The following is a 12,990-nucleotide window of genomic DNA, read 5'->3' as shown; positions in this document are numbered from 1 at the left end:
TGGGAGGTGCCCCCAGCCCTGCGGAACGCCTGCCCACAAGCCGACTAGGTGCCCACCGTCACGAAGTCGATCAGCTCCTCGACGCGGCCCAGGAGCGCGGGCTCCAGGTCCTTGTACGAGCGGACCGAGCTCAGGATCCGTTGCCACGCGGCCCCCGTGTTCGCCGGCCACCCGAGCGCCCCGCACACCCCCGTCTTCCAGTCCTGCCCCCGCGGCACCGTCGGCCACCCCGGAATCCCCACGGACGCGGGCTTCACGGCCTCCCAGACGTCCACGTACGGGTGACCCACGACCAGCACGTGCGGGGACTCCGCCGTCACCTCCGCCGCGATGCGCGACTCCTTCGAGCCCGGTACGAGGTGGTCGACCAGGACGCCCAGCCGCGCGTCCGGCCCCGGGCCGAAGGCGCGGACGATCGACGGGAGGTCGTCGACGCCCTCCAGGTACTCGACGACCACGCCCTCGACGCGCAGGTCGTCGCCCCACACCCGCTCCACGAGCTCCGCGTCGTGCCGGCCCTCGACGTAGATGCGGCCCGCGCGGGCGACGCGGGCGCGGGCGCCGGGGACGGCGAGGGAGCCGGAGGCGGTGCGGGCGGGGGCCGCCGGGGGAGCGGGGGCCGGGCGGACGAGGGTGACGACCCGGCCGTCCAGCAGGAACCCGCGCGGCTCCAGGGGGAACACCCGGCACTTGCCGAAGCGGTCCTCCAGCGTCACCGTCGGCCCCTGGGCCGTCTTCTCGCAGCGGATCACCGCCCCGCAGAAACCGGTCGTGACCTCCTCGACCACGAGATCCGGCTCCGCCGGGATCTCGGGCACGGGAGCGGACCGCTTCCACGGAGGAGTGAGATCAGGGCTGTACCGCTTGCTCCACATGCGGGCCATTGTGGTTCAAGATCCACACCACCGTCACGACACGCCGAAGCGCTCCGCCAGCGCGTCGCGCTGCGCCCGTACGAACGCCGCGTCCACGACCGCGCCGTGCCCCGGCACGTAGAGCGCGTCGTCGCCGCCGAGGGACAGCAGCCGGTCCAGGGCCGCCGGCCAGGCGTGGGGGAGGGCGTCCGGGCCCGCCTGCGGCTCGCCGGACTCCTCGACGACGTCGCCGCAGAAGACGACCTCGCGTTCCCCCGCCACCAGCGCGGCCAGGTCGTGCGCCGTGTGCCCGGGGCCGATGTTGGCGAGCAGCACCCGCCGGCCGCCGCCCAGGTCGACGGTGACCTCCCCGGACACCGGGTGGTGGGGGAGGACGAGGAGGTCCACGGCCTCGGCGGCGGTGTCGGGCTCCATGCCGTGCCGGACCGCGTCGTGCCGCAGCTCCTCCCGCTCCCGCGCCAGCAGCTCCTCGGTGCCCACCGCCGCGTACACCTGGACGCCGGAGAACGCGGCCGTGCCCAGGACGTGGTCGAAGTGGGGGTGGGTGAGTGCGATGTGCGTCACGGGGAGCCCGAAGAGCTCCTGCACCTCGCGACGGATCTCCACCCCATCGCGCAGCGACGAGCCCGTGTCGACGACGAGCACGCCGTCCGCCCCCGCGATCGCCCCGACGGTCGCGTCCCAGCCCGGCAACCTGCGGCGGACGACCCCGGGCGCGAGCCGTTCCCAGTGCTCCCCACCGGCGTGCGCGGTGCCGGCATCCCCTTGCGTCTGCATACCGCGACGCTAGCGGCAGAGCGGTACGGTTGCCTGCTGCGGCCCGGCCGCGGGCACGCGGCGAGGACGGCCCTTGCCCTGGCCGTGGGGCCCGGCCGTACACTGGCTGGAGGGATCTGGCACTCGTGACCATTGAGTGCCAGGGGTGAAGACCCTGTGAGACCCGGTAAGGAACCGTAGGACCCGTACGGTCGTACGACGGCTGGACCACTGGACTGGAGGTGCGCGCGAATGCTGAGCGAACGAAGGCTCGAGGTGTTGCGCGCGATCGTCCAGGACTACGTGGGTACCGAGGAGCCCGTGGGCTCCAAGGCGCTCACCGAGCGGCACCGGCTGGGGGTCTCCCCGGCCACCGTGCGCAACGACATGGCCGCGCTGGAGGAGGAGGGCTACATCGCCCAGCCTCACACCAGCGCCGGCCGCATCCCGACCGACAAGGGCTACCGCCTCTTCGTCGACAGGCTCGCGGGCGTCAAGCCCCTGTCGACGCCGGAGCGGCGCGCCATCCACAACTTCCTGGACGGCGCCGTCGACCTGGACGACGTGGTGGCCCGGACCGTCCGGCTGCTGGCGCAGCTGACGCGTCAGGTCGCGGTGGTGCAGTACCCCTCGCTGACCCGTTCGACGGTGCGTCATGTGGAGCTGCTGTCCCTGGCCCCGGCCCGGGTGATGCTCGTCCTGATCACCGACACCGGGCGGGTCGAGCAGCGCATGGTCGACTGCCCGGCGCCGGTCGGGGAGAACGCGCTGGCGGATCTGCGCGCGCGGCTGAACAGCCGCGTCGTGGGCCGCCGGTTCGCGGACGTGCCGCAGCTGGTGCAGGACCTCCCCGAGTCGTTCGAGAAGGATGATCGCGGAACCGTTTCCACAGTCCTCTCGATCCTGCTCGAAACGCTGGTCGAGGAGACCGAGGAGCGGCTGATGATCGGCGGCACCGCCAATCTCACTCGTTTCGGTCATGACTTCCCGCTGACGATCCGGCCCGTGCTGGAGGCGCTGGAGGAGCAGGTCGTGCTGCTCAAGCTGCTCGGCGAGGCCAAGGACTCGGAGATGACCGTGCGCATCGGTCACGAGAACGCCCACGAGGGGCTGAACTCCACATCCGTCGTCGCCGTCGGCTACGGTTCGGGCGGCGAGGCCGTCGCCAAACTCGGCGTGGTCGGACCGACCCGCATGGACTACCCCGGAACGATGGGAGCGGTACGCGCAGTGGCACGTTACGTCGGACAGATCCTGGCGGAGTCGTAAGTGGCCACGGATTACTACGCGATCCTGGGCGTCCGCCGCGACGCCTCCGCGGACGAGATCAAGAAGGCCTTCCGCCGTCTCGCGCGAGAGCTCCACCCGGACGTCAATCCGGACCCGAAGACCCAGGAGCGGTTCAAGGAGATCAACGCCGCTTACGAGGTGCTCTCCGACCCGCAGAAGAAGCAGGTCTACGACCTCGGCGGCGACCCGCTGTCCTCCTCGGGCGGCGCGGGTGCCGGCGGCGGCTTCGGCGGCGCGGGCTTCGGCAACTTCTCCGACATCATGGACGCCTTCTTCGGCCAGGCCTCGCAGCGCGGTCCGCGCTCGCGCACGCGCCGCGGCCAGGACGCCATGATCCGTCTCGAGGTCACCATGACCGAGGCGGCCTTCGGCACCACCAAGGACATCCAGGTCGACACCGCCGTCGTCTGCACCACGTGCAGCGGCGAGGGCGCCGCCCCGGGCACGTCCGCGCAGACCTGTGACATGTGCCGCGGCCGCGGTGAGGTCTCCCAGGTCACCCGGTCCTTCCTGGGCCAGGTCATGACGTCCCGCCCCTGCCCCCAGTGCCAGGGCTTCGGCACGGTCGTGCCGACCCCGTGCCCGGAGTGCGCCGGCGACGGCCGCGTCCGGTCCCGGCGGAACCTGACGGTGAAGATTCCCGCCGGTGTCGACAACGGCACCCGGATCCAGCTCGCGGGCGAGGGCGAGGTCGGCCCCGGCGGCGGCCCCGCCGGCGACCTCTACGTGGAGATCCACGAGAAGCCGCACCCGATGTTCCAGCGGCGTGGCGACGACCTCCACTGCACGGTCACCATCCCGATGACGGCGGCGGCGCTCGGCACGAAGGTGCCGCTGGAGACCCTGGACGGCGTCGAGGAGATCGACATCCGCCCGGGCACCCAGTCCGGCCAGTCGATCCCGCTCCACCAGCGGGGCGTCACCCACCTGCGCGGCGGCGGCCGCGGTGACCTCGTCGTCCACGTCGAGGTGACCACGCCGACCAAGCTGGACCCGCAGCAGGAGGAACTGCTGCGCCAGCTCGCCAAGATGCGCAACGAGGAACGCCCGACGGGCGAGTTCAAGCCGGGGCAGCAGGGGCTGTTCTCGCGACTGAAGGACGCGTTCAACGGGCGGTAGGCGCCTGGCTGGGGGTCCGGGGGTCGCCCCCCGGGCAAGCACAGCAAGCCGGGGCAGCAGGGGCTGTTCTCGTGCTTGAAGGACGCGTTCAACGGCCGTTAGGCCCGATGGCCACGGGGTAATCGGGGGCAGAGCCCCCGGTTACCCCACTTGTGACACGATGTGCTCATGGCCCCGTTGAACGGACTGTTCGAGCACCCGATCGTGCAGGCCCCCATGGCCGGCGGTGCCTCCACCCCGGCCCTCGCCGCCGCCGTCGGCGACGCCGGCGGCCTCGGCTTCCTCGCCGCGGGCTACAAGACCCCCGCGGCGATGTACGAGGAGATCAAGCAGCTCCGCGCCCGTACGTCCCGCCCCTTCGGCGTGAACCTCTTCATGCCCCAGCCGCCCGCCGCCGACCCTGCGGCCATCGAGGTCTACGCCGAGCAACTGGCCGGCGAGTCCGCCTGGTACCGGACCCCGCTGGGCGAGACCGACCAGGGCTCCGACGACGGCTACGAGGCCAAGCTCGCCGTCCTCCTCGACGACCCCGTGCCCGTCGTCTCCTTCACTTTCGGGTGTCCCGACCGCACGGTCGTGGACGCCCTCGCCAAGGCCGGCACCGTGACCGTGGTGACCGTGACCTCCGCCGCCGAGGCGCTGGCCGCCCACGAGGCGGGCGCCGACGCGGTGTGCGTCCAGGGCATAGAGGCCGGCGGCCACCAGGGCACCCACCACGACGACCCGCACGCCGACGGCGCGGGCGCCGGGGTCGGCCTGCTGGCGCTCGTGGCCGAGGTCCGGGAGGCCGTCCCGCTGCCCGTCGTCGCGGCCGGCGGCCTGATGCGCGGCGCCCAGGTGGCGGCCGTCCTCGCGGCGGGCGCGAGCGCCGCCCAGCTCGGCACGGCCTTCCTCGTCTGCCCGGAGTCCGGCGCCCACGAGCTGCACAAGCGCGCCCTGACCGATCCCCGGTTCGTCCGCACCGAGCTCACCCGGGCCTTCTCCGGCCGCCCCGCCCGCGGCCTGGTGAACCGTTTCCTTCGGGAGCACGGCCCCTACGCCCCGGCCGCCTACCCCCAGATCCACTATCTGACCTCCGGCCTGCGCAAGGCGGCGGCCGCCGCCGGCGACCCCCAGGGCATGAACCTGTGGGCCGGCCAGGGCCACCGCCTGGCGCGGGAGCTCCCCGCCGGCGACCTGGTACGCCTCCTGGCGGCCGAACTGGACGCCGCGCGCTCGTCATTGGCCACGCGGCGGCCATGACCGGAGGAGCGGACGTGGGAACGAGAGCGATTCGGCGCAGCGAGAGAGCGAGTACGTCATGACAGCCCCGGTCTTCCTGGTCGAGGAGGACGCCCTGACGGGTGTCTTCCCCGGCACCGTCTTCCCGCTGGACGGGCCCGAGGGCCGCCACGCGGTCTCGGTGCGCCGGCTGCGCGTGGGCGAGGAGATCGTCCTGACCGACGGCTCCGGCACGGGCGTCCACGGCACCGTCGCCGCCGTCGAGGGCAAGGACCACCTGGACGTCGCCGTCACCTCCGTGCGCTCCGAGCCGGAACCCCGGCCCCGGATCACCGTCGTCCAGGCCCTGCCCAAGGGCGACCGCGGCGAAGTGGCCGTCGAGACCATGACGGAGACCGGCGTCGACGCGATCGTGCCCTGGTCCGCCTCCCGCTGCGTCACCCAGTGGAAGGGCGACCGCGGCCTGAAGTCCCTGGGCAAGTGGCGCGCGACCGCCCGCGAGGCCGGCAAGCAGGCCCGCCGGCTGCGCTTCCCCACCGTCGCCGACCTCGCCGGCACCCGGCAGGTCGCCGAGCTCCTGGCGGGCGCCGACTTCGCGGCCGTCCTCCACGAGGAGGGCAGCACCCCGCTCGCCACGGCACCCCTGCCGGAGACGGGCGACATCGTCCTGGTCGTCGGCCCGGAGGGCGGCGTCTCCCCCGAGGAGCTCGCCGCCTTCGCCGAGGCCGGCGCCCACCCCTACCGCCTCGGCCCGAGCGTCCTGCGCACCTCGACCGCCGGCACGGCGGCCGCGGCCCTGCTGCTGGGCCGTACGGGGCGCTGGGGCTAGGGGGCCGGACACGGTGGAGCCGGGGGGCGGACGGCGGGGATGACACGGACCCAGCAGCTCCAGACGCGCGACTACGAGCGGATGCTCGACCTCGCCGTCGCGGTTCTGGAGAGCGACGACCCCGAGTCGTCCTGGCAACTGATCACCGGGCAGCTCCTGGAGACGGTGGGCTGCGACTCGGTCACCTTCTCCGTCGTCGACTCGGCCCGGCGCACCGGAAGGGTGGAGGGCTGGGCCCCGCAGCGGCTCGCGCAGTTCGTCGGCGACCTCGTCCAGCGCCGGGTGCGCCAGCGCCACCCGCTGGTGACCTACACCGTGGGCGGCGAGTCCGAGCCGGTGACCGTCGGCGAGATATGCGCCCGCTGGCGCCACACCCAGTGGTACAGCGAGGCGCGCCGGGACTTCGGCATCACCGAGCAACTGGGCCTGCCCCTCCCCGGCGCCCCCGGCACGGCCCGCCTGGTGCTCATGGGCCGCGACGGCCGGTTCAGCCCCCAGGACGTGGCCTTCGCCGCGCGCCTCCAGCCGCTGCTCATCGGCGCGGCCAACCACATCCAGGAGCTGCGCCGCCTGCGCACCGCCGCGCCGGACCTGACCACCGCCCACCCCTCGGGCCACGGCCTCACACCCCGCGAACTGACCGTGCTGGGGCTGCTGGCGGAGGGGCTGACGGCGAGCGGCATCGCCCGCCGCCTGTCGATCTCGCCGCACACGGTCAACCGCCACCTGGAGAAGATCTACCGGAAGCTCGGCACCAACAACCGGGTCTCCACCGTGCTCCTGGCCCAGCAGGCGGGCATCGTCCCCTGAACCCCTGAACCCCTGAACCTCTGTCCCCCTGAACCTCTCAACCCCGACCCGGGCGACCGGGGGTGGGGCTACCCACACCCTTGAGTGGGAAGTTCTTCCCATCGTGCGGCCGAGGGCCCGCGTGCGACCCTGACAGGGACGCGCGATCGCGCCGACGCCGGCCACGGGGGATTCGACGTCGGCGCGATCCGCCTCCTCCGCGCCCCCATGCGGCCCCCGGGTCTCTTGGGGGCGCTTTCCGTAACCGGTACCATGCGGCGGACGGGGACCCGAGAGGGGACGGACCCGCCATGCCACAGCCGCACGGGCTCGGACTCCGGGCACGGGACTACGAGTTCATGCTCGACCTCACCATGGCCGTCCTGGAGCACGACGACCCCGAGTCCCTCTGGCACCTCGTCTCCGCGCACCTCGTCGACGCCCTCGGCCTCAACACGGTCGTCTTCGCCTCGATCGACCTCCGCCTGGCCCGGGGCGAGGCCCGGGGCTGGGCGCCCCGGTCGCTCGGGCAGGGTGTGAACGAGGTGGTCCAGCGCCGGGTGCGCCAGCGCCACCCGCTGGTCCCCTACCTGGCCTCCGGCGCCCACCACCCCGTGATCGTGCGCGAACTCACCGACCGCTGGCGCCAATCCGCCTGGTACAGCGAGGCCCGCCGCGACTTCGGCACCACCCAGCAGCTCGGCATCCCCCTGCCCGGCACGGACGGCCCCCAGGGCGGCCTCGTCCTGGGCCGGACCGGCGACTTCTCGGAGCGCGACCTGGCCTTCGCGACCCGGATCCAGCCGCTCCTGACCGCCGCCGACCGGCACATACGGGAGCTGCGCCGGCTACGGGAGGCGGCGGCGCCGCCTGCTGTGCCGACGGCACGTCCGCCTCTGCGGCGCCCCGACCCCACGCCGCGTCTCACGCCGCGCGAGCTGACGGTGCTGGGGCTGCTGACGGAGGGCCTGACGGCGAGCGGTATCGCCCGCCGCCTGGCGATCTCCCCGCACACGGTCAACCGTCATCTGGAGAAGGTCTACCGGAAGCTCGGCACCAACAACCGGGTCTCGACGGTACTGACCGCCAAGCACGCGGGCATCGTCCCCTGACAGGAGGCGTTCACCCGCGCTCGCCGACCGCATGTAGCATGCCGCGAGCGGGGGCCGAGAGGAAGCGGGCCCGCCGATGTCAGGACTTCACGCGCGCGACTACGAGCGCATGCTCGATCTCGTCATGGCCGTCCTGGAACACGACGAACCCGAGTCGCTCTGGCACCTGATGGCCGGGCACCTCCAGGAAGCGCTGGGCTGCGACACCGTCATCTTCGCCGGCATCCGCGTCGCCGAGCGGGACGGCTACGCCCAGGGCTGGGCGCCCCACTCCATGGGACCGGACGTCAGCGAGGTCATCCGGCGACGGGTCCAGCAGCGGCACCCCCTGATCGCGTACATGGAAGCCGCCGGCTCCAGCCCCGTGAGCATCACCCAGATCTGCGACACCTGGCGCAACTCCTCCTGGTACAGCGAGGCCCGCCGCGACTACGGCACCACCCACCAGCTCGGCGTTCCCCTCCTCGGGGTCCCCGGCGAGCTGCGCGCCGTCAGCCTCGGGCGGCGCGGCGACTTCACCGAACACGAAGTCGCCTTCACCGCGCGCGTCCAGCCGCTCCTGCTCCGGGTGGACCGCCACGTCCGCGAACTCCACCGGCTCCGCGCCGCGGTGGCCGACGCCGCCGGGGCCACGCCGCCGTCCGGCCTGGTGACCGCCCCGGCCGGCGGTCCGTCCCCGCCGCGTCACGACCTGACGCCGCGCGAGCTGACGGTGCTGGGGCTGCTGGCCGAGGGCCTGACGGCGGCGGGCATCGGCCGCCGTCTGACGATCTCGCCGCACACGGTCAACCGTCACCTGGAGAAGGTCTACCGGAAGCTCGGCACGAACAACCGCGTCTCGGCGGTCCTGGCGGCGAAACGCGCGGGGATCGTGCGGTAGATCGTGTGCCAGGAGGTCACTTCACTTCGACCGTGACCTTCCACGGCGTGATCATCAAAGGACAGAGATGGCCTGCGTCGGGGCGGCAGTGTCGTTGCGCGGTGATGGTGGCGGTGCCGTCGTGTTCCACACGGAAGGTCGCTGACGCGTCGCCGTTCGGTGCCGTACGGCCGGCGGTACGCCGGAGAACGGTGGAGTCGCTGGATGCCGGGGTGCTCCAGGTCCAGGTGAGCCCGTCCTTGCGGTAGCCGGTGAGCCGGACTTCGACGTCGTCACCCAAGCTCGCGGTCACGGACCGGCCGTTGTCCGCGTTCGTGAGCACGACGCGCTGAGCCAGGCGGGCCCGGTCGGGTGCCTGGCCGTGGGCGGCCGCCGGTGCCGCGGTAGCGGCCATGACAGTGACCAGGGTCAGCGCCGTGCCCCATGGAGCGGCGGACCACTTCGTTCCCACGATGATTCCCTCTCCTTGATCCCGTCGGACCGGACGTCACTTCCGACGGTAACAACGGGCTTAGCTTGGCCAGCAGTTCGACGGTAGGACGGAGAGCCGGTTCCAAACCACCCGTCCTAGTGGGACCTTCGCACGTGGGTGGTGTCGGCGTCGAGAAGCGTGCCGTCGGTTCCGGCCGGTGCGATGTCCGGCACGGGGGCGCCGTGCCGGTCGACAAGGGTGGAGTGGGTCTCGCCCGGGTCGAACGCGTGGCGTTCTCCCCACTGCCGCAGCGTGAGGATCACCGCGAAGAGGTCGCGTCCGGCGTCGGTGAGCACGTATTCCTGGCGGCGGCCCGACGGCGCGGTGCGCTGGGTGATGAGCCCGTGAGCGGTGAGCTTGCGGAGGCGGTCGGTGAGGATGTTCCGGGCGATACCGGTGCGGCGCTGGAACTCGGTGAACGCCCGTGCCCCGTCCATCGCGTCGCGGATGACGAGAAGGCTCCACCTGTCGCCGACGAGGTCGAGCGTGCGGGCGACGGGACATTCGGGATCGGTCCAGTCGGGGCTCGGCATGACACCTCCAGATGGGTTGCGGATTGAAACCATTCTGCCGTAGCGTCAAAGCGGTTGCGATCTGCTACTGATTTTAGGGAGGGGGCGCGCGATGAACGTGTGGCGGCGGTTGTTGCTCGCGGTGGTGTGCGGGACGGCTGTGGCGAGCGTCTATGCGGCGCAGCCGGTTCTGGAGCCGATGGGGCACGATCTCGGTCTGTCCACGGATCTCTCCGGATGGATCGTCTCGACAGCCCAGTTCGGCTATATCGCGGGGCTGTTACTGCTCGTACCCCTCGGCGATGTGGTCGCCGACAGGCGTCGGCTCATCGCCGTCCACCTGGCGGTCACCGCGGTGGGCCTGGTCCTGACGGCCTCCGCGCCGGCCGCGTGGATGGCGTTCGCGGGGCTCGCGGCGGCCGGCGCGTTCGCGGTCGTCGTACAGACCACGGTGGCCTACACCGCGTCGATCTCGCCGCCCGGCGAACGCGGACGGAACATCGGCGTCGTCACCTCCGGCGTCGTCATCGGCATCCTCGGCGCGCGGGTCGTCACCGGCGCGCTCGCCGACGTATGGAGCTGGCGGAGCGTCTACGCCGTGCTCGCGGCGCTGTCACTCGGCCTCGCGGCCCTCGTCCTCCTCGCCCTGCCCCCGGACGAGCGCCGCGCCGGTCCCAGCTACAAGCAGACCGTCTCCTCACTCTGCGGACTGTTCAAGGACCGCCTCTTCCTGTCGCGCGGAGTGATCACGTTCTTCCTGTTCGCGTCGTTCGGCACGCTGTGGAGCGGCGTTTCCCTGCCGCTGGCGGATGCGCCCTGGCACCTGAGCGAGAGCCGCATCGGACTCTTCGGCGTCGCCGGACTCGCCGGCGCGCTCGGCGCGGCCCGCGCGGGCCGGTGGGCCGACGCGGGCCGGGCGACCCCGGTCAGCGGCTTCGCCCTGCTCCTGCTGCTCCTCTCGTGGGCGGCGATCGGGCAGCTCACGTGGGCCCTGTGGCTCCTCGTCCTCGGGATCGTGGCCCTCGACTTCGCCGTCCAGGCCGTACACGTGAGCAATCAGCACGTGCTGACTTCCGGGCACCCCGATCGGCTCAGCACCGTCATCGGTGGCTACATGATCTTCTACTCCCTCGGCTCGGCCCTCGGCGCCGCCGCGACCACCGCCGCCTTCGCCGCCCACGGCTGGGCGGGCTCCAGCCTCCTCGGCGCCGGGTTCGCGGCCTGCGCGCTCGCCGTCTGGGCCGTCAGCCCCCATGGCAGCGTGGACCTCCCCTCCGAGCAGGTGACGTCCGAGGGAATCCGCACTCGGAGCGGGTGATGACGCCGAGGATGGTGCGATGACCTTCCTCTCACGGCGGCGCGTCCTGTCTCTGACGGCGGCCACGGCCGCCCCGCTCTCCCTGACCCGCGCGGCCCCGTCCGCGCGCCCGCGCACGCCCGATCCGGGCTGGTCCGGCGACTGGCCCCCGCCGCTGCGGGACGCTGTTCTGCGGGCCATGCCCGCGGCCGTGGAGTACGCCCGTGCGGCGGCGAAGTGGCCCTACGGGGCCGTTTTGGTCGACGCCGCGACGGGTGCGGTTGTTGCCGGGGCCGGCAACACGGGCGAGAGTGGGGATCTGACGGCCCACGCCGAGACGAACCTTGTGCGGGAGGCCGTGGCGGGGGGTTTTGATCTTTCGGAGCACGTGGTGGTCGCTACGGCCGAGCCCTGCCCAATGTGCGCGGGTGCGCTGGTGTGGTGCGGGGTGCGCGGTGTGGCCTTTGGGACGTCGGTCGCGCAGCTTGTGGGGTGGGGGGTACCGCAGATCGACGTTCCCACAGACGAAATCTTTGGCCGGGTGCGGGGGTTGTCGCGGCCCGCGCTGGCACGCGGGGTAAGGGCGGATCTTACGGATCCGCTCTATCGGGGGTAGGGGTGAGGGCCCCCGCCTTTATGCGGGTTATGAGGGGGCGGAGTCTTGCGGGGGTTGTGGTGAGGATGACGTCGGGGTCGTCGCTCTCGCGGAGGTGGATGGTCCCTGTAAGAGCCGGGGACACATAGATGCACGAGGACCCGTACTCGCTGTACGTCGACTTCTGCCACGCCTGTCCTGCGGCCAGGTAGATGCAGGAGGAAGCCTCTTCGCTGTATGAGGATTTCTGCCAGTTGAGTGCCATCACGTTCCTCTCAGAGTGCCCGCACGATCCCGTGGATCAAGTCGCGGGAAGCGGCGGGTGGGAGAGCGACCTCTTGCATCCGGTCGAGAACGAGGCGGTACTTCTCCAGCTTGGCGGCTGCATCGATCTGGGCGCCGCCTTGAGCCACATCCAGATGCACGGTGTCCAGCTGCGGCACTGGGCCGTACAGGTAGTCGACGCCGTGACCTGAGCTGGGAAAGGACGTGCCAGCGAAAGGAACGACCACGATGGTCACGTTGTCCCGCTCGCTCATGGCGATGAGGTGATTGAGCTGGGCTGCGGCGGTTTCGACGCCACCGAATTCCATGCGTAGCGCGGCTTCGTGAATGATCGCGGTGTACGACGGCGGGCTGTCGCGGTAGAGGATCGCTTGGCGTTTGATCCGGTGCGAGACTCTGAACTCAATGTCGTGCGGAAGAAGCGGAGGCACCGCCTGTCGGAAGATCGCGCGGGCGTAGTCGATGGTTTGAAGCAGCCCAGGAATGTTGATTACCTGGGCAACCCGTAGCGCTACCGCATGGTGCTCCAGCTCCGTGAGGTCGATCAGGCCAGCCGGCAGGTGTTCCCTGTACTCCTCCCACCAGCCGCGTTTCCGGTCATTCGCCATGGCGACGAGCGCATCGACCAGTGCCTGGTCCGAGCACTCGTAGTTGCGGGCCAGCGCCCGTACGCGGTCGGCGCTGACGCCGAACCGGCTCGACTCGATGTTGCTGATCTGGGTCTGGTTGGTGCCCAGGAGGCGACCGGCCTCCGTTGAGGTCAATCCCGCGCGTTCGCGCATCTTGCGCAGCTCGCTGCCTAGGCGGAGCTGACGCGCTGTCGGGCTGTTCCTCGCCGGCATGAGCTCTCTTTCCGCGTGCGTCCATGCAGGAGCATCACCCACATGGATGGTTATCAAAGCGCTTTGACTTGTTCGGTCAAAGCTCTTATGAGGCCGGGGCTACCGTGTGGCGTAGG

15 protein-coding genes are annotated in these 12,990 nt (G+C 71.7%); 9 read left to right on the top strand and 6 right to left on the bottom strand.

Annotated features, from left to right (window positions below; all coding sequences use genetic code 11):
- Nucleotides 1-44: 44 nt before the first annotated feature.
- Both IE096_RS16140 and IE096_RS16135 read right to left on the bottom strand, forming a co-directional pair.
- On the bottom strand, nt 45-875 hold the full coding sequence (locus IE096_RS16140) for a DUF3097 domain-containing protein (RefSeq protein ID WP_189452231.1): 831 nt from the start codon (nt 873-875) through the stop codon (nt 45-47).
- Between the two features lie 33 nt (nt 876-908).
- Entirely contained in the window at nt 909-1,652 is a 744-nt protein-coding gene (locus tag IE096_RS16135) for an MBL fold metallo-hydrolase (protein ID WP_189452229.1), read from the bottom strand.
- A gap of 231 nt (nt 1,653-1,883) precedes the next feature.
- Between IE096_RS16135 and hrcA the strand changes: the two genes are divergently transcribed.
- From hrcA to IE096_RS16100, 7 genes are all read left to right on the top strand, one after another.
- Complete coding sequence (gene hrcA / locus IE096_RS16130; protein ID WP_189452227.1) at nt 1,884-2,900, top strand: heat-inducible transcriptional repressor HrcA; 1,017 nt, start codon at nt 1,884-1,886, stop codon at nt 2,898-2,900.
- Entirely contained in the window at nt 2,901-4,040 is a 1,140-nt protein-coding gene (gene dnaJ, locus IE096_RS16125; protein WP_189452225.1) for a molecular chaperone DnaJ, read from the top strand.
- Nucleotides 4,041-4,208: 168 nt separating this feature from the next.
- On the top strand, nt 4,209-5,282 hold the full coding sequence (locus IE096_RS16120) for a nitronate monooxygenase (protein WP_189452223.1): 1,074 nt from the start codon (nt 4,209-4,211) through the stop codon (nt 5,280-5,282).
- A gap of 58 nt (nt 5,283-5,340) precedes the next feature.
- On the top strand, nt 5,341-6,090 hold the full coding sequence (locus IE096_RS16115) for a 16S rRNA (uracil(1498)-N(3))-methyltransferase (RefSeq protein WP_189452221.1): 750 nt from the start codon (nt 5,341-5,343) through the stop codon (nt 6,088-6,090).
- A gap of 39 nt (nt 6,091-6,129) precedes the next feature.
- The gene (locus IE096_RS16110) at nt 6,130-6,900 is read left to right on the top strand and encodes a response regulator transcription factor (RefSeq protein WP_189452219.1); all 771 of its coding nucleotides are present in this window, start codon (nt 6,130-6,132) and stop codon (nt 6,898-6,900) included.
- Nucleotides 6,901-7,190: 290 nt separating this feature from the next.
- Complete coding sequence (locus tag IE096_RS16105) at nt 7,191-7,991, top strand: helix-turn-helix transcriptional regulator (protein ID WP_189452217.1); 801 nt, start codon at nt 7,191-7,193, stop codon at nt 7,989-7,991.
- 76 nt (nt 7,992-8,067) lie between these two features.
- Complete coding sequence (locus IE096_RS16100) at nt 8,068-8,871, top strand: helix-turn-helix transcriptional regulator (protein WP_189452215.1); 804 nt, start codon at nt 8,068-8,070, stop codon at nt 8,869-8,871.
- 16 nt (nt 8,872-8,887) lie between these two features.
- Here the strand turns inward: IE096_RS16100 and IE096_RS16095 are convergent, their stop codons facing one another.
- Complete coding sequence (locus IE096_RS16095) at nt 8,888-9,322, bottom strand: hypothetical protein (RefSeq protein ID WP_189452213.1); 435 nt, start codon at nt 9,320-9,322, stop codon at nt 8,888-8,890.
- A 116-nt stretch (nt 9,323-9,438) separates the two neighbouring features.
- Nucleotides 9,439-9,876, bottom strand: coding sequence for a winged helix-turn-helix transcriptional regulator (locus IE096_RS16090; protein WP_189452211.1), 438 nt, complete (start codon nt 9,874-9,876; stop codon nt 9,439-9,441).
- Nucleotides 9,877-9,967: 91 nt separating this feature from the next.
- On the opposite strand from IE096_RS16090, the gene IE096_RS16085 reads away from it, so the two are divergent.
- Nucleotides 9,968-11,173, top strand: a complete 1,206-nt coding sequence (locus IE096_RS16085) for an MFS transporter (RefSeq protein ID WP_189452209.1) — start codon at nt 9,968-9,970, stop codon at nt 11,171-11,173.
- 19 nt (nt 11,174-11,192) lie between these two features.
- Nucleotides 11,193-11,768, top strand: a complete 576-nt coding sequence (locus tag IE096_RS32170; protein WP_189452207.1) for a nucleoside deaminase — start codon at nt 11,193-11,195, stop codon at nt 11,766-11,768.
- On the opposite strand, the gene IE096_RS16075 is transcribed toward IE096_RS32170, so the two are convergent.
- Both IE096_RS16075 and IE096_RS16070 read right to left on the bottom strand, forming a co-directional pair.
- Nucleotides 11,743-12,012, bottom strand: a complete 270-nt coding sequence (locus tag IE096_RS16075) for a DUF397 domain-containing protein (protein WP_189452205.1) — start codon at nt 12,010-12,012, stop codon at nt 11,743-11,745. The two genes, IE096_RS32170 and IE096_RS16075, sit on opposite strands and share 26 nt — an antisense overlap.
- 10 nt (nt 12,013-12,022) lie before the next feature.
- Complete coding sequence (locus tag IE096_RS16070; RefSeq protein WP_189452203.1) at nt 12,023-12,874, bottom strand: helix-turn-helix domain-containing protein; 852 nt, start codon at nt 12,872-12,874, stop codon at nt 12,023-12,025.
- Nucleotides 12,875-12,990 lie beyond the last annotated feature (116 nt).

The organism is Streptomyces abikoensis (genome assembly GCF_014648775.1).
Classification (GTDB): Bacteria; Actinomycetota; Actinomycetes; order Streptomycetales; family Streptomycetaceae; genus Streptomyces; species Streptomyces abikoensis.
This window is presented reverse-complemented; position numbering and strand designations above follow the sequence as displayed.

Excerpts from the sequence above, each read along its gene's own strand:
- IE096_RS16070 (WP_189452203.1), bottom strand. The coding sequence starts at position 12,874 with ATGCCGGCGAGGAACAGCCCGACAGCGCGTCAGCTCCGCCTAGGCAGC.
- hrcA (WP_189452227.1), top strand. The coding sequence starts at position 1,884 with ATGCTGAGCGAACGAAGGCTCGAGGTGTTGCGCGCGATCGTCCAGGAC.
- IE096_RS16100 (WP_189452215.1), top strand. The coding sequence starts at position 8,068 with ATGTCAGGACTTCACGCGCGCGACTACGAGCGCATGCTCGATCTCGTC.
- IE096_RS16115 (WP_189452221.1), top strand. The coding sequence starts at position 5,341 with ATGACAGCCCCGGTCTTCCTGGTCGAGGAGGACGCCCTGACGGGTGTC.
- IE096_RS16085 (WP_189452209.1), top strand. The coding sequence starts at position 9,968 with ATGAACGTGTGGCGGCGGTTGTTGCTCGCGGTGGTGTGCGGGACGGCT.
- IE096_RS16120 (WP_189452223.1), top strand. The coding sequence starts at position 4,209 with ATGGCCCCGTTGAACGGACTGTTCGAGCACCCGATCGTGCAGGCCCCC.
- IE096_RS16075 (WP_189452205.1), bottom strand. The coding sequence starts at position 12,012 with ATGGCACTCAACTGGCAGAAATCCTCATACAGCGAAGAGGCTTCCTCC.
- IE096_RS32170 (WP_189452207.1), top strand. The coding sequence starts at position 11,193 with ATGACCTTCCTCTCACGGCGGCGCGTCCTGTCTCTGACGGCGGCCACG.
- IE096_RS16135 (WP_189452229.1), bottom strand. The coding sequence starts at position 1,652 with ATGCAGACGCAAGGGGATGCCGGCACCGCGCACGCCGGTGGGGAGCAC.
- IE096_RS16110 (WP_189452219.1), top strand. The coding sequence starts at position 6,130 with ATGACACGGACCCAGCAGCTCCAGACGCGCGACTACGAGCGGATGCTC.
- IE096_RS16090 (WP_189452211.1), bottom strand. The coding sequence starts at position 9,876 with ATGCCGAGCCCCGACTGGACCGATCCCGAATGTCCCGTCGCCCGCACG.
- IE096_RS16140 (WP_189452231.1), bottom strand. The coding sequence starts at position 875 with ATGTGGAGCAAGCGGTACAGCCCTGATCTCACTCCTCCGTGGAAGCGG.
- IE096_RS16105 (WP_189452217.1), top strand. The coding sequence starts at position 7,191 with ATGCCACAGCCGCACGGGCTCGGACTCCGGGCACGGGACTACGAGTTC.